14 protein-coding genes and 4 pseudogenes are annotated in these 21,460 nt (G+C 71.1%); 11 read left to right on the forward strand and 7 right to left on the reverse strand.

The annotated features are described in order from the left end of the window. Positions 1-196: 196 nt before the first annotated feature. The 3 genes from ACWD1U_RS00675 to ACWD1U_RS00685 all read left to right on the forward strand — a co-directional run bounded on the left by ACWD1U_RS00675 (position 197) and on the right by ACWD1U_RS00685 (position 1,370). Entirely contained in the window at positions 197-499 is a 303-nt protein-coding gene (locus ACWD1U_RS00675) for a hypothetical protein (protein ID WP_451103491.1), read from the forward strand. A 65-nt stretch (positions 500-564) separates the two neighbouring features. Beyond that, a complete protein-coding gene (locus ACWD1U_RS00680; protein WP_451103492.1) occupies positions 565-885 on the forward strand; it encodes an ArsR/SmtB family transcription factor in 321 nt (106 codons plus the stop codon). Positions 886-983: 98 nt separating this feature from the next. Then, positions 984-1,370, forward strand: coding sequence for a class I SAM-dependent methyltransferase (locus ACWD1U_RS00685; RefSeq protein WP_451103493.1), 387 nt, complete (start codon positions 984-986; stop codon positions 1,368-1,370). Here ACWD1U_RS00685 and ACWD1U_RS00690 read toward each other — a convergent pair. Further along, complete coding sequence (locus ACWD1U_RS00690; RefSeq protein WP_451103494.1) at positions 1,355-1,984, reverse strand: hypothetical protein; 630 nt, start codon at positions 1,982-1,984, stop codon at positions 1,355-1,357. The two genes, ACWD1U_RS00685 and ACWD1U_RS00690, sit on opposite strands and share 16 nt — an antisense overlap. 312 nt (positions 1,985-2,296) lie before the next feature. Between ACWD1U_RS00690 and ACWD1U_RS00695 the strand changes: the two are divergent. After that, positions 2,297-2,637 (forward strand): annotated as a pseudogene (locus ACWD1U_RS00695) (ATP-binding protein). A gap of 46 nt (positions 2,638-2,683) precedes the next feature. Next, positions 2,684-2,948 (forward strand): annotated as a pseudogene (locus ACWD1U_RS00700) (hypothetical protein); the annotation flags it as partial. A gap of 96 nt (positions 2,949-3,044) precedes the next feature. Here the strand turns inward: ACWD1U_RS00700 and ACWD1U_RS00705 are convergent. The 4 genes from ACWD1U_RS00705 to ACWD1U_RS00720 form a co-directional block, all read right to left on the reverse strand. Continuing rightward, on the reverse strand, positions 3,045-3,353 hold the full coding sequence (locus ACWD1U_RS00705) for an SCO5918 family protein (RefSeq protein WP_451103495.1): 309 nt from the start codon (positions 3,351-3,353) through the stop codon (positions 3,045-3,047). A 50-nt stretch (positions 3,354-3,403) separates the two neighbouring features. Then, the gene (locus ACWD1U_RS00710) at positions 3,404-3,808 is read right to left on the reverse strand and encodes a CBS domain-containing protein (RefSeq protein WP_451103496.1); all 405 of its coding nucleotides are present in this window, start codon (positions 3,806-3,808) and stop codon (positions 3,404-3,406) included. A gap of 46 nt (positions 3,809-3,854) precedes the next feature. After that, complete coding sequence (locus ACWD1U_RS00715; protein WP_451103497.1) at positions 3,855-5,342, reverse strand: DEAD/DEAH box helicase; 1,488 nt, start codon at positions 5,340-5,342, stop codon at positions 3,855-3,857. A gap of 346 nt (positions 5,343-5,688) precedes the next feature. Then, positions 5,689-5,892, reverse strand: a complete 204-nt coding sequence (locus ACWD1U_RS00720) for a cold-shock protein (protein ID WP_003973099.1) — start codon at positions 5,890-5,892, stop codon at positions 5,689-5,691. 356 nt (positions 5,893-6,248) lie between these two features. Between ACWD1U_RS00720 and ACWD1U_RS00725 the strand changes: the two genes are divergently transcribed. Beyond that, positions 6,249-6,593 (forward strand): hypothetical protein, encoded by a 345-nt coding sequence (locus tag ACWD1U_RS00725; protein ID WP_451103498.1) that lies wholly within the window; start codon positions 6,249-6,251, stop codon positions 6,591-6,593. 163 nt (positions 6,594-6,756) lie between these two features. Here ACWD1U_RS00725 and ACWD1U_RS00730 read toward each other — a convergent pair. Next, a pseudogene (locus ACWD1U_RS00730) lies at positions 6,757-8,135 on the reverse strand (IS1380 family transposase). An 880-nt stretch (positions 8,136-9,015) separates the two neighbouring features. Between ACWD1U_RS00730 and ACWD1U_RS00735 the strand changes: the two are divergent. The 5 genes and pseudogenes from ACWD1U_RS00735 (at position 9,016) to ACWD1U_RS00755 (ending at position 20,734) form a co-directional block, all read left to right on the forward strand. Next, positions 9,016-12,447, forward strand: coding sequence for a S8 family serine peptidase (locus ACWD1U_RS00735; RefSeq protein WP_451103499.1), 3,432 nt, complete (start codon positions 9,016-9,018; stop codon positions 12,445-12,447). Between the two features lie 64 nt (positions 12,448-12,511). Beyond that, a pseudogene (locus tag ACWD1U_RS00740) lies at positions 12,512-13,630 on the forward strand (polysaccharide lyase family protein); the annotation flags it as partial. Positions 13,631-13,729: 99 nt separating this feature from the next. Beyond that, a complete protein-coding gene (locus ACWD1U_RS00745) occupies positions 13,730-17,479 on the forward strand; it encodes an nSTAND1 domain-containing NTPase (RefSeq protein ID WP_451103500.1) in 3,750 nt (1,249 codons plus the stop codon). Between the two features lie 254 nt (positions 17,480-17,733). Then, positions 17,734-19,173 carry a polysaccharide deacetylase family protein gene (locus tag ACWD1U_RS00750; RefSeq protein ID WP_451103501.1) on the forward strand — a complete coding sequence of 480 codons (1,440 nt, stop codon included), beginning with the start codon at positions 17,734-17,736 and terminating at the stop codon, positions 19,171-19,173. 340 nt (positions 19,174-19,513) lie between these two features. Continuing rightward, positions 19,514-20,734 carry a metallophosphoesterase gene (locus ACWD1U_RS00755; RefSeq protein WP_451103502.1) on the forward strand — a complete coding sequence of 407 codons (1,221 nt, stop codon included), beginning with the start codon at positions 19,514-19,516 and terminating at the stop codon, positions 20,732-20,734. A 103-nt stretch (positions 20,735-20,837) separates the two neighbouring features. Here the strand turns inward: ACWD1U_RS00755 and ACWD1U_RS00760 are convergent, their stop codons facing one another. Further along, a complete protein-coding gene (locus ACWD1U_RS00760) occupies positions 20,838-21,329 on the reverse strand; it encodes a GNAT family N-acetyltransferase (RefSeq protein WP_451103503.1) in 492 nt (163 codons plus the stop codon). Positions 21,330-21,460: the final 131 nt, after the last annotated feature.

The raw sequence follows: 21,460 nt of genomic DNA on the forward strand, positions 1-21,460 counted from the left end.
CACCTGAGAACTGGGCCTGCGTGACGCACCGGCCGCCGCGGCCACGCGGGCAGCATCGGACTGCTTTCCCCCACCCAGGAACGGGTGGGGGAACCTCGAACTACACATGCATGGATCGCCATATGTTAATGTCGCCATGCACGGCCTGCCGGAGCACGAGCCACGGGCGACCCAAGAGCACAACCAGGAGCATCAGATGACCACCGCCACTGAACACCGCACGCACGACAGCCACACGCACGCCCACGGCGAGGGTTGCGGCCACGTCGCCATCCCGCACGGTGACCACACCGACTACGCGCACGACGGTCACATCCACCGCGTCCACGAGGACCACGTCGACGAGTGCGCGAACACCGGCCACGCCAGCCACGAGGGCCACACTCACCAGCACGGCGAGGGCTGTGGCCACGTCGCCGTACCGCACGAGGACCACGTCGATTACGTGCACGACGGTCACCGCCACGCCGCCCACGATGGACACTGGGACGATCACTGAGCCGAGTTCACCCTTGGCAAACGGAACGTCAACCGAAAATCATTGCCACATGCTAATGTGTGCATATGGCAACGACTCCGCCCGCCCCGACAGCCGTGACCGACGAGCCACTGCGGGACCTGCAGGCAGCCAGTGACCTCCTGAAGGCGCTGGCGTCCCCGGTCCGCGTCGGCATCGTGCGCGAGCTGTCCCAGGGTGGAAAGTACGTCCACGAACTGGTCACAGCACTCGGCGTGAGCCAGCCGCTGGTCTCCCAGCACCTGCGGGTGCTGCGCAACTCCCGGATCGTGACGACCCGGCGCCAGGCCCGCGAGATCCAGTACGGCCTCACCGACGACCATGTCGCCCACATCGTGCTGGATGCCATCCGGCACGCACAGGAGTAGCCCGGCGGCGTCGCGACACGACGGCGCCGGGCATCTCTTGTTAATGGAATCCATTTCCATATACCGTCGTCCCACTCGTGAGAGCCGGGGAGGCGGTCATGACGCAGCGCGGTGCAGACCTGGGCACGGTCCAGGAAACCCTTCTGATCCCGCTCTACGGCCGGGCGGTGGAGAGCCGCAAGAAGGACGCGATCCTCACCGACCCGCGCGCCGAGGAGATCGTCGCGGCGATCGACTACGACTTCGCCCGCTTCGACAATCTGCCCAGCCTGACCGGTGCGGTCCTGCGCACCAGCTTGTTCGACCGCTGGGTGACCGACTTCCTCGCCGCCCACCCCGCCGGCACCGTGGTGGAACTCGGCACGGGCCTCAACACCCGCTATGAGCGCACCGACAGCGGCCGGGCCCGCTGGTTCGAGCTCGATCTGCCCGACGTGACGAGGTGCGCCGCGCCTTCTTCTCCGACACGTCACGCCGCACGATGATCGCCGCGTCGGTCACGGAAGAGGCGTGGGCGGAGACCGTCGCCGCGGACTCCGGCGGCCCGTACTTCTTCGCCGCGGAAGCCGTACTGCCGTTCCTCACCGAGGCGGACGTCCACCACGTCATCGACCTGCTGGCCGGTCACTTCTTGCGAGACGACATGGCAGTCGAACCTGGCGGTCTCTTCCCGGATCAGTTCGTCGCCGCGCCAGGTCCGGTAGGTCATCATCCAGCGGATCAGGTCCTCACTCTGGACTTCTGCGCGCGCAAGGGTGTCGTAGCGGTGCCGTCCCAGCGTGCTTCCAAGGATCACGGACGGCGGGACGGCGGTCGCTGCCTGGGGGTGCTGCGACTCCATGATCAGCAGGCCGCCGGGGCGGAGCGCCCCGGACCACTTGCGCCAGAGCCGGACCCGCTGCTCCGGCGAGAAGTGCATGACCATGTTGAACAGCACCACGGCGTCCAGCGGTAGGTCCACCTCTGCTTCCAGCGCGCCCTCGGGCAGTACGGTCACTGTGTCCGCGGCTGCCGCTATGCGGGACAGCCGCGTCACCAGGGCGGCGCGCATGATGCGCGTCGGCTCGATCGCGAAGATCTCACCGCCCGGCCCGAGCAACTCCAGGAGTGCCTCGGTGAAGACCCCCTGCCGGCGCCGATCTCTGCAACCGCGCGAGCCCCGGACACCAGCCGCCTCAGGGCGTCCGTGAGCGAAACCCGTACCGCCTCGGGGAAAATCACGTCGTAGTAGGGGGCATCGGCCCCTGACACGGGCTCACGGCAGCAGGTGCCGTGATGCGTCGACTGTGGTCCTCCGTCCCCTTCAGGCAAGCACTGGGGCTCTGCGGGGTTGGCGGGTGGAGGGGCGGGGCACAGGGGTTGGGTAGGCACGGGCACCGGCATGGACGATTCAGAGACCAGGGTGACCCTGATGATCACGGTGATTGCCAGCGCCGCAGCCGTCCGTTCCACAACAGCCGTTGCCGACGCACGCGCTACGGCACGGGCCTTCCTCGAAGCTTTGCAGCAGCCGGCCGTGCCCTGACGCGGCGGGCACGGTGGTCTGGGTCGTGTCCGAGCTCGTCACCAATGCCCTGCGCCACGGTGGGGGTTCACGATCCCAGCCGGCATGTGCCGCGCATGCGCACCCCTGACCTGAACGGCGGCACCGGGGGCTTCGGCTGGCCCATGGTCACCCGCCTCGCCCACGCCACGGCGGTCACCCGCGGGGCCTCCGGCGGCAAAACCGTGAGCGCCTGCCTTGCCCGGTAGCGTCACCGCTCAAGCAGCCGGATGGCCGGCGAACATGGTCCGCCTCATGCCGCAGCCTGACGAGCTGCTGGTGGACGTCGCCGCCCTGGTGGAGTCCGGCCAGAGCAACCAGATGTCCCTGACCGTGGCCACCGGTGGCGCTGTCATCACCGGCCGCCTGGCTGCCGAAGCGGTGTGGAGGCAGAGGGTGTCGGATGTGCTGAGGGATTCCGCTCGCTTGGGCGAGTTCGCCCGCCGTCTTCGACGCCCCCGTGAAGGAGGACGGGCCGCCCACGCATCTGCACTTCCATGCCGCCCGGATCCTGCAGGGCAACGGCGACGGGAACCCGCTGCACGCGGTGTGGGCCCGACCGGCGAACCGGTCGGGCCCACACTGCTGGTCAGGTGGCTCGTGTCTGTTTACCCGGTCAGACCGTGACGGGGGTGCCGAGCATCGCGGAAGCGTGCTGCATCGGACTGAGAATGCCCAGGGGCGCTGCCTTGGGAACGGCGCGGCAGGTGAAGCCGAGCTGAGCCATGGCCCGCAGGACTTCGGCGGCGCTGAAGTCACGGCGGTCCTGGCGCGTGATGACCTGGCCGACCTGCTTGACGGGGTAGTGGCGGCGGCCGATGATCACCGATTCGCCGGTGACCGGTTCGGGCTTGACACCCTTCATCGATTCCAGCACGCCGACCTTGGTGAGCTCGAAGGGGAAGCGGGCGATGACGCAGCGCATGTGGCCTCACAGAGAGAAGGAAAGAACGGTCCGGCCAGGGGCGAGGTGTTTCAGCGGGAGAGGGCGAGGATGCCCAGGGCGCTGCCTTGGTCGTCGACCACCGGCAGGACACCGAGCCGACGGGTGCGCATCGCGTGCTCGGCTTCGGCCATCGTGGTCGCGGGTGAGGCGAACGAGCCGTGGTCGCCGAGGATGTCGCGCAGGCGGACACGGTCCGTGTAGTCGGAGCTGTCGCGGACGGCGGCGAGTTCGGTACGGGTGACCAGGCCGGTGCACTGGCCGTCCTGGTCGCAGACGACCAGTCGGACCATGCGGGCGGCGGCCATGACGGCCAGCGCCACCTCGACGCTCATGTCGTCACAGACCTGCGGTCCGGCCGCGTCCATGACCTCCACCGCCGTCCTGTGCGCGGGGTCGGCGTCCGCCGGGCGGGGCTGCGTCTGAACCAGCGTCACAAGGTGCCTCCTGCAGAGATGGGCCGGCTTCCTGATCACGAAAGTTCTAGGCCACCGCGCCGAAGCCGGACTGGCGTACGGGGGTGCGCCTGGTCGCCGAGGTGGGGCGGCGTCGGCCTCGGGAGGTGGCGCTGCGCTTGGGGCGTTCGACCACCGGTGCGGTGATGACGACCGGGATGCCGGACGGGGCCTGGGCTCCGGTGATCCGGTTCAGGGCCTCGTCGCCCGAGCGGATCTGGGTGGTCTGCGGCCGGATTCCGGCGTCCGACATCAGACGGACCATGCCGCGGCGCTGGTTCGGCGTGACCAGGGTGACGACGCTGCCGGACTCGCCGGCGCGGGCGGTACGGCCGCCGCGGTGGAGGTAGTCCTTGTGGTCGGTCGGCGGATCGACGTTGACGACCAGGTCGAGGTTGTCGACGTGGATGCCGCGCGCCGCGACGTTGGTCGCCACCAGCACGGTGACGTGCCCCGTCTTGAACTGCGCCAGCGTGCGGGTGCGCTGGGGCTGCGACTTGCCGCCGTGCAGCGCGGCGGCCCGTACCCCGCTGTTGAGCAGGTCCTGGGTCAGCCGGTCGACGGCGTGCTTCGTGTCCAAGAACATGATCACGCGTCCGTCGCGGGCGGCGATCTCGGTCGTGGCGGCGTGCTTGTCGGCGCCGTGGACGTGCAGGACGTGGTGCTCCATCGTCGTGACCGCACCTGCCGAGGGGTCGACCGAATGCACGACGGGGTCGGTCAGGTAGCGGCGCACCAGCAGGTCGACGTTGCGGTCCAGGGTGGCGGAGAAGAGCATTCGCTGCCCCTCGGGGCGGACCTGGTCGAGCAGCGCGGTGACCTGCGGCATGAAGCCCATGTCGGCCATCTGGTCGGCCTCGTCCAGCACGGTGATGCCCACGTGGTTCAGCCGGCAGTCGCCGCGGTCGATGAGGTCCTTGAGCCGCCCCGGCGTCGCGACGACGACCTCGGCTCCGCCACGCAGCGCGCCGGCCTGCCTGCCGATCGACATGCCGCCCACCACCGTGGCCAGCCGCAGCCGCACGGAGCGGGCGTACGGGGTCAGCGCGTCGGTCACCTGCTGTGCCAGCTCACGCGTCGGTACGAGGATCAGCCCCAGCGGCTGGCGGGGCTCAGCACGCTGACCAGCGGTGCGGGCGAGCAGAGCGAGGCCGAAGGCGAGCGTCTTGCCCGAACCCGTGCGTCCGCGGCCCAGCACGTCACGGCCCGCCAGCGAGTTCGGCAGCGTCGCGCCCTGGATCGGGAACGGCACGGTCACACCCTGCATGCCGAGTTCGGCCAGCAGCTGCTCGGGCATGTCGAGATCGGCGAAGCCCTCAACGGCCGGCAGCGCGGGGGTGATCGTCCTGGGCAGCGCGAACTCACCCTGCACTCCGGCGGGCCGACGGCCGTAACCGCCGGAGCGGACGGGCCCGCCGGTACGACGCGGCGTTTGCGAGCCGTAACCGCCGCCCCTTCCGGCGTCACGGCCGTCACGGGAGCGGGCGGGGCGGTCGTTCGTGTACGTGCGGTTCATGCGGAACCTTCCTCGATGTGGCACATATCAAGGAATTCCCGCCGCGATGAATGGCATGGAGAATTACAAGTATGGACCGGTGGCAAAAGAAAGCAGATCTGGCCGGCGGAAACATCCGTGGGCGCAGGTGCTGAAATGGGTGACGCGTTGGGGACCTTGCGATCCGGGCGCCGGCTGCGGTGCAGCGCTTCAGGATGCGTCTGCGTCCTGAAGGGAGGAACCGCTTGTGGTGGTACTGCGGATTCCTCCGGGGCGTCCCGCGGGTGAAAGCCGCTGCGGGATACGCGTGCAGCTGGGGCCCGCACCCCGAAGGATGCGGGCCCCAGCTACGGATTGCGCGTGAGCGTCAGGCCGGAACGATGTTCTCGGCCGTCGGGCCCTTCTGGCCCTGCGCGATGTCGAAGTTCACCTTCTGGCCCTCGAGCAGCTCACGGAAGCCCTGCGCGGCAATGTTCGAGTAGTGGGCGAACACGTCGGCGCCGCCACCGTCCTGCTCGATGAAGCCGAAACCCTTTTCCGCGTTGAACCACTTTACGGTACCAGCAGCCATGTCATATCTCCTTTGGGGCAATGCATCGGCGTCCGCACTGTGCGGACGCCGTGTCGCCGCGATGATTACCCCGCCCGGAAATGACCGGAAATACAAAAGTGCTCCCGACCGGCAGAAGCCTGGTGGGGCACTTGAAGTGTGGGAACCACAACTGCAACTGAGATAGACAGTAGCACGCCGGAGCGGCCCGCGTGCGGTGGATAATTCCACTCTGCTCTTCGCGGCAAAAACTCCCGCCGCGCGACCCCCCAAAATCTGACCCCTCGGGAACAGATATTAAGCTCTTTTCAACCTCAGCAGGGCTGTTGACGCGTGGCTCGCTCCTGGTTGATCCGGGCGGAGACTGTGGGGGCAAGATGACCTCCGTGCCCACCATCGTTGTTGAGATCCACGTCCCGTTGCTGCCGACGCCCGGCCTGCCGGACGGCTCCTACCCGTTTCCCTGGATCGAGGAGGCCGAGGACTTCCTGTCCGATCTCGAAGACCAAGGTGACGTGGAAGTCTTCGATGAGGGAGAGGAGGACGGGGACGTCTACGTCTTCTTCATCACCGGAGCCGGTGAAGGGGATCTTCTGGCGGTGGCGTCCCGCGTGGCCACCCTTCCTGGCATCCCTGCGGGAACCGTCGCGGTCGTCAGTAACGACGAGGCCGAGGAGTTCGGTCTGGGGCCACGGGTGGCACTTCCGCTGCCTGCACTCTGAGCCTCGATCTTTCTTGACGGTCCGCCGACGGAGTCGGTGGGCCGTTTCGCTTTCGGTGGCTGATGCCGGGCAGGCCGTGGGCCCGGGTGTCGCGTCGGGTGGGCGCCGGGTTCCACTGCTCCGGGTGGGGTGGTGCTACTCGCAGGGGTAGGGAAGCTGCTGGTCAGCCGGGGTTCGGCAGGAGTGCGAGCCGTGCGAGGGCGTCTGTGATCTCCCGGGTCCAGGGCCAGTGGGCCGCGAGGCGGAGGACGCGGCGCCGGCCGGTGGTGACGAGCTGGGCGGCTGCGGAGAACAGGCGGAAGCGGAGGCGGCGGGGTTCCCAGAGCCGGGTCTGGCCGGTCAGGGCGAGCATGGGCATCCAGGCCAGCAGGTCGAGAGCGATCTGGACGATCTCCAGCCAGACCTTGTTCTGTGCGGTGTCGTGCAGGGGCAGGTTCCGCAGGCCCGTCGCGCGGGCAGCACGGATGCGGTCCTCGGCCCGGGCCCGCAGCCGGTGACGGAGCTCGAGTTCGGCGATGGGACGGCCGGCGGTGTTGGTAGCAAAGCAGGTGATCCGCATGCCGTCCGCATCCGTGATCCTCAACTGGGCCCCGGGATGCGGCCGTTCCTTGCGGACGGTCAGCCGCATGCCCTTCGGCCAGCCCTCAAGCAGGTCGCCGGTGAGTTCGGCGACCCAGGCCCCCGTCGCGGACCTCGCCGCCGGTCTCGACGGCCGGTGTCCATGCCGATGCCGGGATCTTCAGGACGTGCTGGTGAATGGCCTCGGTGATCACCATGCCGACCGAGTAGGACAGCCAGCGCCCGCGCTGGGCGAGCCAGGCGACGAACTCGTGGGTGCCGCCCGCGGAATCGCAGCGGATCAAGGTCTGCCGCCCGCGCCGGTACTTCGTGGGCAGCTGAGCGAGGGCGAGGCGGGCGGCCTCGATGTGGTCGGCGGCCGTGTTCGAGCCCGCGTTGCCCGCCCTCAGAAGGGAGGCGACAGGTTCACCGGTGCCACCGGGGCCGTGGTCGACGAAGCCCATCAGCGGGTGGTGACCGGAGGTCTTCTTCCAGGTCGGGGCGGCGTCCTGCTTGTCCGAGTGGGCGATGACCAGCACTCCGTCCAGATCCACGGTGACCTGCCCACCGGCGTCCGGAGCCCGGTCGCGGGCCAACGTCCAGACCCGGCAGCGGACTTCGGACCGGGCTGTGCGGATGGCGGTCAGTGCCTTCTCGCCCGAGGCGGCAAGGGTGTCGATCAGGCGGGAGACCGTCGGGTCGGAGGCGACCGGCCCGAACACGGCCGGCTCGACCCGAAGCATGCCCACATCCGCCAGGCAGTCCCCGCCCAGCGCGACCGCCAGCGCCGCATCCAGCAGGACCTTGCCCGGATCATGCACCGCCCGCGACTTGCTGCCACGGCGCCAACGCCACCGATATCGCCCTGTCCAGGCCGGTCTTGCGGATCGTCTCCACCAGCAGCACACCGCCGGCCTGGGAGACCACCCCGCGACCACCACCTTCGGTACGGACACACGGGTAGGACCCGATACGCTTCTTCACCTGGGGGGTGCTTCTTTCACGCCCCTCTCGCTACGACAGGCCCGGCACTGCCGGAACCCTCGGGGGCCCAGGCACGTGTTCTCTGGCGTGTGCTCGTGACCGTGTCGACAGTGGGTCCTGCGGGAGCGTGCCCTCCCCAACTCCCGGCGTCGAAAAGTCCTTTTCCTCGTCACCGCTTCCAGGTGAGGCGGGTTGCAGCATCGCGTGTGGCGAGGTCCCCGTGGCTCGCGTGACTCACCTGTGAGCCTTCCGGAATCTCCCCAACCAGCAGCTTGAACACCACACAGTGAACGAGTTGCGTCTTCCCTCGGTATGCAACAGCGCCGTAGCCGGACGGGCCCTCCCGATTACCGCTACCGGTCCACAGCCGGCAGCCGGACTCCGCGTCCACATCGATCTTGCACTCCTTTGACGGACCGGTTGGACGGTCCTGCATTCCGGCCGCACCGTCTGGTGCGACCAGGGGGTGGCGGTGGTCGGGGTGCCGGTGCGGGTGACGAAGCACCACCAGCTCCACGGAGCCGTGGAACGACAAGTCGGTGTCGAACGGTTCAGCACCGCTGTCTCGCTGCTCGGCAACGCAACCGGTCAGGTGCACCCCGCTCCCCCCATGACCCCGGTTCGGCGGCGACCGCGGCGCCGTGTCGGGGGGGACGCTCATCAGCCGGCGCACCGCCTTTTTTTCAGTGCTGGTCAGGGCCTACTGAACAACTCCCCGGCCTTGCAGAGTCGGTGCGGGCCGGTGGCAAACCCCCCGCCACCGGCCCTCCGGCAGGCGGCCCCGGGCCCCATGCCCCCTTCGGTGACTCGGGGCCGCCTTCCACTCGCGTACGCGGCTGCGTGCGGACCATGCACCGACGACGAGGAAAGGGACTTTCCTTTGCGGAACAAGCGCCGACGGACCGGCGGGAGACCGCGCGGGCACGGCAGGACGGTGTGCGGCATCGCCGCCGTGCTGGCCCTGGCCGGCCTCACCGCGACCGCGACGGTCACCTCCGCCGCACCGATCAGGCCGGCCGGCCCGTCCACCGTGTCCCCGGGCGGCCTGACCAAGCCGGCCGCGCGGGTGACGCTGCTGACCGGCGACACCGTCCGCGTGGACGGCAACGGCCGGGTGGTCGAGGTGCGGCCGGGCAAGGGCCGTAGCGGCGTCGGGTACTCGGTACGGCGCTTCGCCGGCCACACCTACGTCGTTCCGCTCGACGCGACGAGGCTGCTGGGCAGCGGCAGGCTGGACCGCCGTCTGTTCGACGTCACGGAACTGGTCAAGGACGGTTACGACGACGCGCATCGGCGGCAGGTGCCGCTGATCGTCTCCTACAAGGGCTCCAGCCATGCGCAGAAGGGGGCCAGGGAAGCCCTCCTGGCCGCTGAGGCGGATGTGACACACCGTCTGTCGGCCGTCCACGGCGACGCGCTGACCGCCGACAAGCCGGACGCGGGCAAGGTGTGGCAGGCGCTGACCGACTCCACCGGTGGCCGCTCCGCCGTGACCGCTGCCCCCGGTGTCGACCGGGTGTGGCTGGACGGGCGGGTCAGGATCAGCGCGCGGGACGCCGATGCTCCCGACCCGCGTGGAGGGGTCGCGCAGATCGGTGCCCCGACAGCCTGGAAGGCGGGCTACGACGGCAAGGGCGTCAAGGTCGCCGTCCTGGACACCGGCATCGACGCCACCCACCCGGACGTCAAGGGCAAGATCCTCAAGGCCAAGGACTTCAGCGGCTCCGGCTCCACCGACGACAGGCAGGGCCACGGCACCCACGTCGCCTCCACCATCGTGGGCTCCGGCGCGAAGAGCGGCGGGAAGTACAAGGGGGTGGCTCCCGGCGCGGAGTTGCTGGCCGGAAAGGTACTGGACGACACCGGCTTCGGTGACGACTCGGACATCATCGCCGGTATGCAGTGGGCCGTGGCGCAGGGCGCCAAGGTCGTCAACATGAGCCTCGGCAACGTCGACACCCCGGGCGTCGACCCCATGGAGAAGGCCGTCAACGACCTGTCGGCCTCCTCCGGCACCCTCTTCGTGATCGCCGCCGGCAACTCCGGCCCCTCGGACACCACCGTCGGCTCCCCTGGATCGGCGGCGGCCGCCCTGACGGTGGCCGCCGTCGACCGCGACGACGAGGTCGCCTCCTGGTCCAGCCGCGGTCCCACCGCCGACGGCCGCCTCAAGCCGGACATCGCCGCGCCCGGCGTCGACGTCATCGCCGCGAAGGCCGCTCACGGCACCGAGGGCAACGACGAGGCACCCGGCTATGTGTCGATGTCCGGCACCTCGATGGCCACCCCGCACACCGCGGGCGCCGCCGCCATCCTGGCCCAGGAGCACCCCGGCTGGACCGGCGAGCGGCTCAAGTCCGCCCTCACGGCCTCGGCCAGGACGCTGAGCGGCGTGACTCCGTACGGCGTCGGCGTCGGCCGGGCCGACCTGACCCGGGCGATCGACACCACTGTCAGCAGCGAGCCGTCCTCGGTCGACTTCGGCACCCCGGACCCCTGGCCGCACCACGACGACACGCCCGTCACCAGGACTCTCACCTACCGCAACGACGGCAACCGGCCGGTCACCCTGGACCTGGACATCACCGCGACCGGCCCCGACGGCAGGGCAGCGCCCACCGGCATGGTCACCGTCTCCCCCGCCCGGCTGACCGTCCCGGCAGGGAGCACCGCGCGGGCGACGGTCACGGCGGACACCCGGCTCGGCAGCGCCGACGGCGTCTACTCCGGCGCGGTCACCGCGAGCGGTGACGGACAGAGCGTCCGCACCGCCGTGGCGGTCGACCGTGCGGTGGAGGCGCACACGCTGACCCTGGTCACCACCCGCCGGGACGGCAAGCGCGACAACGAGCCCGACGTCACCGTGGCGGGCCTGGACACGGGCAAGCAGTTCACGCCCTACGACGACGGAAAGGCGCGCAGCGGCACGGTCACCCTGCGGCTGCCCCGAGGGCGCTACGCGATCAGCGCCATGACCACCACCCCGGCAGGCCGGTCCGCCCAGTTGGTCGCTCCCCACCTCGTGCTCGACCACGACACCACCGTCGCCCTCGACGGGCGCAAGGCCAAGCCGGTGAAGGTGACCGCTCCGGACCGCCGGGCCACCCTCCGCGACGGCCAGGCCGCCTTCGCCGCCCGCGGAGCCAAGCCGGCCTACGACCTCGCCATCGGCACCGACCTCGACGCGACGACCTTCCTCGGTCAGGTCGGCCCGAACGCCCCCGCGGGCTCCTTCATCGCCCAGGCCGGCGGCATCTGGCAGCGCACCGCGACCTCCCCGGCGTACAACCTGGTGACCACGCGCACCGGCGGCTTCTTCGACGGCCTCACCCGCACCTTCGCCTCCACCCGGGGCATGGCCAGGGTGAACACCTCCGTCGCCACGGCCCTGGCCAAGGCGCAGACCGCGCAGAACAACGCGTGGACCACGCCGGGCTGGCCGGCGCTCGACCAGGCCATGTTCGCCCTCGAAGGGCCCCTGCGGGCGGCGCCTACCGCGAAGATCGTGCAGTTCCTGTCGACCGGCCACGGCGTGCGCTGGATCCTCGGCGCCCGGACACAGAACGGTACGGACGGGGAAGGTATGACCTCCTTCACCACTTCGCGCCGCTTCGCGCCGGACCGTACGTACCGGGTCACTCTGGACGGCGGTGTCCACGGCCCGATCGTGACACCGACGAAGGTGGTGGGCGGTCTGCGGATCGGGCGGTACTACGCGCTGTGCGTGCCCATGTTCTCGGACGGGCCCGGCAACTTCTCGTACTCCGCTCAGACCACGGTCCACACCCGGCTCACGTCCGGCAGCAAGGTCATAGGCGACTTCACCGAGGACACCTGCCCGAACACCTACTCCAACCTGCGGGCCGGGACGGCGCGCTACAAACTGTCCATCACCGCCGTCCGCGGCAAGGGCTACAAGGTCAGTGACCACGTCGAGGGCGTGTGGACGTTCACCTCGGCGAACACGCCCGAGACCCGCGCGGTCGCCTGGCCGCTGTCCGTCGTCCGTTTCCATCCCGAGCTGAGCCTGACCGGCACCGCCGGGGCGGGCGCCCGGATCACCGTCCCGTTGTCCCTGCAGGGCCCGGCTGCGGCCAAGGGGCACCTGAAGTCGCTGACCGCGAAGACGTCGTACGACGGCGGGCGCACCTGGAAGCCGGTCACCGTGCACAGCGCGGCGAGCGGCAAGCCTTACCTGATCATCACCAACCCGAGGAAGCCCGGCACCGTCTCCTTCAGGGCGGCCCTCGCCGACACCGCCGGCAACACATACACCGGCACGATCCGCAACGCCTACCGAACCGTCCGATAACGGAAGGCACCGCCGGCGGTGGTGAACCGGCTCCGCCCGGCCGCCACCGCCGCACCATCACCACCACCAAAAATCCCTTACAGCTATCGACTACGACCACGTCGGCTGGAGCGACGGCAAGGTCGGCATGTGGATGGTGCGCAACAACCACGAGAAGGCATCCGGCGGCCCGTTCTACCGCTCGCTGATGCGCCACGACTACGAGGACGGCGCGGGGCTGTACGAGATCCTCTACTACGGCGAGAACCAGACCGAGCCGATGCGTTTCGGCCTCCAGGGGCCCTACGTCCTCGCCTTCACCGACGGCGGAGCGCCCGCCCGCTCGCTCACCCACGACATCATGGACACGTCGTGGGTCGACGGTCTGGGCCTGGCCGGCTGGGTCGGCCGCGGCGGTCGCGGGCGGGTCGCCGGCGTCGGCATCAGCGGCCGCGGCGACGGCCACGCCTACACCGTGGGCTTCTCGAACCCCGCCGCCCAGTACTGGGCGAAGGCCGACGCGGCCACCGGGCACTTCGTCTCCCCGTACATGCTCACGGGCACCTACTAGCTCACCGTCTACAAGGACGAACTCGCCGTCCACACCACGTCCGTCACCGTCGCGGCCGGGAAGACGACGGCTCTGCACACGCTGAAGATCACCGCCGACCCGAGCCGGAACACCGCGATCTGGCGCATCGGCGACTGGACCGGCACCCCCGCCGGCTTCAAGAACGCGTCCCTGATGACCACCATGCACCCGTCCGACGCACGCGCGGGGCCCTGGACCACGGGCGTCCACACCGTGGGCTCCTCGTCCCCGGCGGACTTCCCGTGCTACCAGTGGGCGGGCGTCAACAACGGGCTGAAGATCCGCTTCAGGCTGACGCGGCAGCAGCTCGCCTCCGGCCACACCCTGAACATCGGCATCACCACCGCGTTCGCGAACGGCAGGCCCCGGATCAGGGTCAACGACTGGGTCTCGGCCATACCGGCACCCGCCAAGGAACCGACGACCCGCTCCCTGACCGTGGGCTCCTACCGCGGCAACAACCACACCTACCGCTACGCCATCCCGGCGAGCGCCTGGATCAAGTCCGCCACCGCTGATCAGGAGTTGACGATCGACATCGTCAGCGGCTCGGGCGGCACGGCCTACCTCAGCCCCGGGGTGTCGTACGACGCCATCGAGCTGGTGCCCTGACCTGGGCGTTCCCGCGCGGTGGACCGGAATTGCCTCCGGAGGGGCGAAAACGTAGGTTGTCGCCCGTTCCTGTGTTCGAGGCTTGAAAGGTGCCACCAGGTGGGCCGACGCGAGAAACCGGTGGACCCCGGCGCCGGTCCGGTGCAGCGCCTCGCGCACGACCTGCGGCTGCTGAGGGAGAAGGCCGGGAAACCGCCGTACCGGGAGATGGCGGAGCGGGCGGGCTACTCCACGACGGCACTGTCCCAGGCCGCGGCCGGCGACCAGCTGCCGACCCTGGCGGTGGTGCGCGCCTACGCGGAGGCGCTCGACGCCGACCCGGACGAGTGGGAGGCCCGCTGGCGGGAGGCGGACGCCGAACTGCGCGCTCCCTCGGCCGACGAACGGGCTCCGTACCGGGGGCTGGCCCGCTTCGAGCCGGACGACAGCGACCTGTTCTTCGGCAGGGAGGCGCTGGTCCGCGAACTCCTGGACCTGGCGCGCGCACACCGGTTCGCGGCGGTGTTCGGGCCCTCCGGCAGCGGCAAGTCGTCGCTGCTCCGGGCCGGCCTCATCCCGCTGCTGCGGGAGGGCGAGGGTGCCGACCGCCCGGCGGTGATCCGTGTCCTCACCCCCGGCGAGCGGCCCGCCCACACGCACGGGCAGGCGCTCGTTCCCCAAGACGGTGAGCTGGACACCTGGGTGATCGTCGACCAGTTCGAGGAGCTGTTCACCCTCTGTGACGACCGCGAGGAGCGGGACCGCTTCCTGGACCTGTTGCTCGGAGCGCGTGAGCCGGAGAGCCGCCTGCGGGTGGTGGTCGTGGTGCGCGGCGACTTCTACGGCCACTGTGCCGAGCACCGGCAGCTGGCGGAGGCGGTCGGTCACGCGAACCTGCTGGTCGGGCCGATGAGCGGGGACGAGCTGCGAGAGGTCGTCACCGGCCCCGCCATCGCGGCGGGGCTCAACGTGGAGCGGGTGCTGACCGCGCGGATCATCGAGGAGGTCGGCGGTCAGCCGGGGGCGCTGCCGATGCTCTCGCACGCCCTGCTGGAGACGTGGCGCCGTCGCAGGGGCCGCACGCTGACGCTGGCCGCCTACGAGGAGGCGGGCGGCGTGCGCGGGGCGATCGCCGCCACCGCCGAGCAGGTCTACGGCGATCTGGACAAGGACCAGGCCCGCACCGCCCGGCGCATCCTGCTGCGGCTGATCGCCCCGGGGGACCACACGGCCGACACGCGCCGCCCGGCGTCCCGGTCCGAGCTGGGGCCCGGTGCGGCGGACGTCCTGGAACGTCTGGCTGCCGCCCGCCTGGTGGCCCTGGACGGCGACACCGTGGAACTCGCCCACGAGGCCCTGATCACGGGCTGGCCGCGCCTCGCCGGCTGGATCGAGGAGAGCCGGGAGCGGCTGCGCGCCCAGCGGGTCCTGGGCGAGGCCGCCCGCACCTGGGAGGAGCTGGACCGTGACCCCGGTGCGTTGTACCGGGGGACCCGGCTGGACCGCGCCGAGGAACTGTTCGGCAGGCAGCGCGAGAAACGGGAGGAACAAAGGGAAGAGGAGGACGACGACCTCACCCGGTCGGAGCGGGCCTTCCTGAGCGCCTCGGCCGCGGCCCGTGACGCCGAGCGGGACGCCGAGACGCGCACGGCCCGCCGTACGCGTGTGCTCACCGTCGGGCTCTCCGTGTTCCTCGTGCTCGCACTGGCCGCGGGGTTCGTCGCCTGGCAGCGAGACCGGGTGAGCGAGGAGGAGGCCGCCAAGGCCGCCGCCCGCCGCCTGGCCACCGTCGCCGAAAGCCTGCGCGCCACCGATCCCCGTACCGCCTCCCTGCTCGGCGCCGCGGCGTGGCGGATCGCCCCGCTCACCGAGTCCCGCTCGGCCCTGCTGGGCGCGCTCGCCCAGCCGGAACAAGACGCCTTCACCGACCCGCAGACCGGCGAGAACGTCCGACGCTTCCTCACCGACCAGGGCCGCACCCTGCTCAGGGCCGACGGCAGCCGCGTCACCGCCTGGAACGTGGCCGAGCACCGCCGCACCGGCGTCTACCGCCTGCCGAGCGGAGCGGAGGCGTCCGATGTCGGCCCGGACGGCCGGTTCCTCGTCCTGTCGGGGGCGGACAGTGACACCCTGTGGAACCTCCCCGAGGGGAGGTCCGCCGCCGATCTGGGCGACGCGGAGCTCGGGGCCACCGCGCCCGACGGAGACGCGTACCTCGTCCAGCCGTTCGACGGGCCCGGCCAGGTGCGGGTCCGGCGGACGGACGACGGCAAGGTTCTCTTCACCACCGGTGTCTCCCGTGGCCTCACCACGGCGGCCCTCAGTTCCGGTGGACGTCTGGCCGCCCTCTGCCCCCCCGAGAGCCCGCCCCGGGTGTGGGACACCGCGCACGGCAGGCAGCTGCCCGGCGCCTGGCAGAAGGCGGACAAGACCGTGTGCGGCACCGGCTCGGGAGCGGACGGCGGGGACCGGCTGCTGCGCCTCAGCTCGGACGGCAGGCGGCTGGCCGTGGTCCACGGGACGGCGGCCACCGTCTGGGACGTCCGCAGCGGGCGCGTCGTCGCCGACTTCGCCAGCGGCGGCACCACCGGCTTCGCCCAAGCCGACCTCTCGCCCGACGGAGAGTTCCTCGCCACGGCCGACGACCAGGAGATCTCCGTGTGGCGGCTGGGCGCGGGCGGCGTGCAGGTCTTCCACCGTCCGCTGGCCGGCGCGGAGGTCAGGGATCTGATGTGGACCCCGGGCCAGGGCCGCCGGACCCTGCGCTACCTCGACCGCGCCACCGTGCACACCTTCGACCTCACCGACCGCCTCGCCGCACCCTGGCAGAGCACCTCGGCCGACGCCACGCTCCTCGGACCGGACGGCACCACCCTCGCCACCGCCACCCGGTCCGGGTCCGGCTACCGCTTCGAGCTGCGCTCCACCCGCACGGGCGCCGTCCTCGCCCGAAGCGCGCTCGGCCCCCTACCGAGCGTCACCGGCGACGAGACCCCGCTGCTGGCCTTCAGCCCGGACGGCCGCACGCTCGCCGTCGCCGACACCACCTCCTCGGGCGGATCCCTGCGGCAGCGCTTCACCGTGTGGGACGTACGGGCCCACACGGTCCGGACGAGCTTCACCACCTCCGGAGCGGCCGACCGCCCCGTGTCGGCGCTCGCCCTGGGCGCCGGCGGGCGCACGGTGATGGCCGTGCGCTCAGCGGGCGACGGCGAGGCGGCGGAGGTCTGGGACACCCGGACCCACCGCGGCCCGCGAACCCTGCACGGCTTCTTCGGGCAGGCCGTGGCCGTGCGGCCGGACGGACGGCTGCTCGTCGGCTCCGCCGACCAGTACGCCGACCTGCCTGCCGGCAGGGTCACCGGGTGGGCGCTCGCCGACGGCCGTGAGGTCACCGCTCTCGCGTTCAGCCCCGACGGCACCCGGCTCGCCGTGGGCGACACCACCGGGCACGTGACCCTCTGGGACGGCGACCTGCGCCACGCCGCGGGTGTACTCACCGGCACGGCCGACACGGCACCGAGCAGCCGGGCCGAGGCCGTGGGCGCACTCGCCTTCTCCTCCGACGGCCACACCCTCGCCGTGGGGGGAGCCGGTGGCACCCTGCGGCTGTGGGACACCTCCAGCCAGCGGCTGCTCGGCGGCGACCTGCCCACGCCCGGGGACGAGATCCGCTCGCTCGCGTTCGGCCGGGACGACAGCACGGTCTATGCCACCGGCCCGAACGTGATGCTGCAACGCCACCCCATCGCCCCCGACGCGGCCGTCCGCGCCGTCTGCGAGCGCGCCGGCGGCGGGCTGACCCCGGCACAGTGGCGACGGTACGTCCCCGACGCGCCGTACCGGCAGGTCTGCCCGTCGGTGCAGTGAATCCCCTGAGGGGTCCTTGCACTGTGCCCGCCCGGGTCGCGCGCTCATAGTGCAAGGACCCCTGAAAGGGGACAGAGCGCCACTTCAGGGAGCGCCGAAATTGTTCACAGTGACCCCGGGCCTCGCTGAAAAACGCCCCTGACCAGCACGATCAGAGACCACAACGGCCGTCGCCGTCCCTCCGACGCGGCGGCCGACCGGCGTCCGGTCCCGCGACGCCCGGAAGGTCCTCTCTCTCCTCAGGTTCTGGTCACATGCGCTCTCACACCCTGCTCCCTTCCCTCCTGCTGCTCGGCTCGCTCACCCTCACGGCAGCCTGTGCACACGGCACGTCCGAGCCCCCGGTCACGGCATCCGCCGGCGCGCGGCCCGGCTCGTCGCCGTCCCCGGTCCGGGCGGTCGACCCGTCGAAGATCAAGGGCCTGGAGATCGTCAACGACAGCAGCGAGAGCAGCTCCTGCCCGTTCTCGACCAGCTACCCGGACGTGCCGGGCGCGGAGGCGATGACGGCCGCGATGAAGAAGTACGTGGAGCGGCGCCTGGCGACCTTCCGCTCGGGGGCGTGCGGGGACGACTCGGCAGGCGCGGAGGGCCGCGACCTCAACATCAGCCACCAGTTCCTGGTCGCCTCCGGCGACGTGCTCGGCGTCCGCCTCACGACCCAGGACCAGAGTGCCGCGGCGGACGGACGGTCCGCCGGCACGTACTGGTACGACGGCAAGGCCGGCGTCTACCGCACGGCACTCGGACTCGTCGCCGACGGCTCCCGGGACGCCTTCCTCGCCGCCTTGAAGGATCAGCTCAAGGACCGGGGAGGCGTGGACGCCGCCGGCCTGGACGACACGTTCTCCGACCCGGAGAGCCGCGACACCGCCCTCGACGACATGGCCTTCACCTCCGACGGGGGCCTGCGGGTGCACTTCGACCGCGGCGACGTGGGCGTTCCGGCCGCCGGGGCCCAGACGGTGACCATCCCCAAGAAGACGATCACACCGTGGCTGTCCGCGTTCGGCAAGCGCGCCCAGCGGCAGACCGTGAGCCCCAGCCGTTCACTCGACCTGGGCGCGCCGCACGTCCCCGCTCCGGCCGTCCCCACCCACACAGCCTCCGGTGACGACGACACCGACTGCAAGAAGGTCAAGTGCATCGCCCTGACCTTCGACGACGGACCCGCCGCCCCCGAGACCGCGACACTGCTGACCTACCTCGCCCAGTACAAGGCGCGCGTCACCTTCTTCACCGTCGGCCAGAACGTCGCCACGCACCCCGACCTCGTCCGCGCCGAGGCGAAGGCCGGCCACGAGATCGGCAACCACTCGTGGAACCACCCCGACCTCACCGGGCTCACCCCCCAGCAGATCGCCTCCCAGCTCAACCGCACCAGCGCCGCCATCAAGGCCGCCACCGGCAAGACCCCCACCGTCTTCCGCCCGCCCTACGGCGCCATCAACCGCACCGTCAAGGCCGCAACCACCCTCTCGCCGGTGCTGTGGGACGTCGACACCGAGGACTGGAAGTACCGCTTCCCCGCCAAGGTCGCCCAGACCGTCATCGACAAGACCAAGCCCAACGACGTCGTCCTCATGCACGACATCCACGCCACCTCCGTCGCCGCCGTCCCCCAGATCCTGCGCGCCCTCACCGCCCGCGGCTACCACTTCGTGACCGTCAGCCACCTGCGCGCCACGCTGTGAGGCGGAGGGCGAAGCCAGGACCTGCCGGACCGGATCGAGGGCCGCGGTGCGGTGCAGGACCAACCGCCCCCACCGGCCCGGGGCAGACGGCAAGCCGGGCAGCGACTTCGGCCCGCTATCGGGCAGTGCGGGAGGAAGTCGAGCCGCACCAGCCCGCCTACGGCGGGCTCGGTCCGCCGACGCTCCCGGGCCACCGGTTGCAGGTCCACGTCAAATCCATCGAGCCGCTCGGCCAGAGCGGCCGCAAGGAGCGCTTTGTCATAGGCGTCCGTCAGCCGCACACCCGGACGACCGGATACAGTGCGCGCGTCGGCAGTCTGGTTACTTGAGGAGGCGAAGCGTGACCGCCACCAGCGAGGCCCGATCCGCGGACGGTGCAGGGCATGCGACCCGGCGGAGCCGACTGCGTCGCCTGATGCGCTACATCCCTTTGATCGCCCCCGTCCTGCTGTGGACCGTGCCCTGCTGGGTGCTGCTGCAGGCCGGCCAGCACTGGCCACTCCCCGTGACGCTGGGCGGCACCGCCCTGTTCGTCCTCGGTCTGATCGCCATGCCGCTCGCGATGGTACGCGGCCACGGCCGGCGGCAGCAGGACTGGGCGGCGATCGTTGGAGACACCCTCCTCGGGGTCAGCTGGGTGCTGTTCTCCTGGTCCGTCCTGCTCGGCGTCCCGCTGCGCCTCGCCCTGACCGTGGCCGGCGTAGGCGACGGTCAGGACCGGGCCCGGATCGTCACCTGGGCGGTCCTCGGCGTAGCCGCCGTGCTGCTCGCCTGGGGGTACGCCGAGGCCCGCCGGGTACCACGGGTACGCCGCCTGGACGTGCAACTTCCGCGCCTGGGGGCGGGTTTGGACGGCACGCGCGTCGTCCTCATCACCGACACCCACTACGGCCCACTCGACCGCGCCCGCTGGTCGGCACGGGTCTGCGAGACGGTCAACACGCTGAAGGCCGACCTGGTCTGCCACACCGGCGACATCGCGGACGGCACGGCCGAACGCCGCCGCGCCCAGGCCGCCCCACTCGGTACCGTGCAGGCCACCCGGGCCCGGGTCTACGTCACCGGCAACCACGAGTACTACAGCGAGGCCCAGGGCTGGGTCGACCTGATGGACGAGCTGGGCTGGGAGCCGCTGCGCAACCGCCATCTGCTGCTCGAACGCGGCGGCGACACCCTCGTGGTCGCCGGCGTGGATGACGTCACCGCCGAATCCTCCGGCCTGGCCGGCCACGGTGCCCACCTCGCCGGAGCGCTGAACGGCGCCGACCCCGACCTGCCCGTCCTGCTCCTGGCCCACCAGCCCAAGTTCGTCGAGCGGGCCGCAGCAAGCGGAATCGACCTCCAGCTCTCGGGCCACACCCACGGCGGCCAGATCTGGCCCTTCCACCACCTGGTCCGCATCGACCAGCCCGCCCTCGCCGGCCTCAGCCGCCACGGCACCCGCACCCTCCTCTACACCAGCCGCGGCACCGGCTTCTGGGGCCCGCCCTTCCGCGTCTTCGCCCCGAGCGAGATCACCCTGCTCGTACTCCGCTCCCCGCAGCGGCCCCCCACGCCGTAGCGCTGGGCGGGCCGGCGGTTCCGCCTGGAGATGCTGCTGTGCGCCGGAACCCGAAGACCTCCGCCGGCGGCGGCTCCGGCAGGACCATCGCCATCGTCGACGGCTACGACTCCGAAGGAATGCGGAACTCGAATTCGGGACGGTCCCACGGCACGGCGGGCGGGTTCGCGAGCGCGGTCCCGATCCGCACTGCACCGGCGCGGTGGTAGAAGCCCTCGGCGGGAAGATGCGACACGACCTTGACGCGGTCGAGCCCGGCGGCACGGGCCTCGGACTGCATGTGCGCGACGAGCAGTCGTCCAATACCCCGTCCTTGCGCTTCGTCGGCGACGAACAGCAGGTCGAGCTCCGGCGGGGCGAGGACGAGCGAGTAGAACCCGAGGACCCGGTCTCCGGGCTCGTCGGCGCCTACGGCTACGAAGGCGCGGTGGGCCTCGATGTAATCAGGACCGACCCGGTAGCCCGCGACTGCGGCTGCGTACTCACCCTCGTAGGCGCCTGAGCCACGCACGAGCCGCGTGAGCCGTTTGGCATCCCGCGCGACGGCCCTCCGTATCGTGATCGGCCGGCGGATCGGGGAAGTGCGTGAACTCATCGGGCGAGTATTTCGCACCGGGAGCGCCTTCGTGCGGCGGGTCGGCTGCTCGGGCAGGCGTTCCTGCACCGCTCCCGGGGACCACCGGCCCAGGCCCCGATCGACCACGGCACCGCCGCGTCGCCCGCCGG

Source organism: Streptomyces sp. NPDC002788, assembly GCF_053592115.1.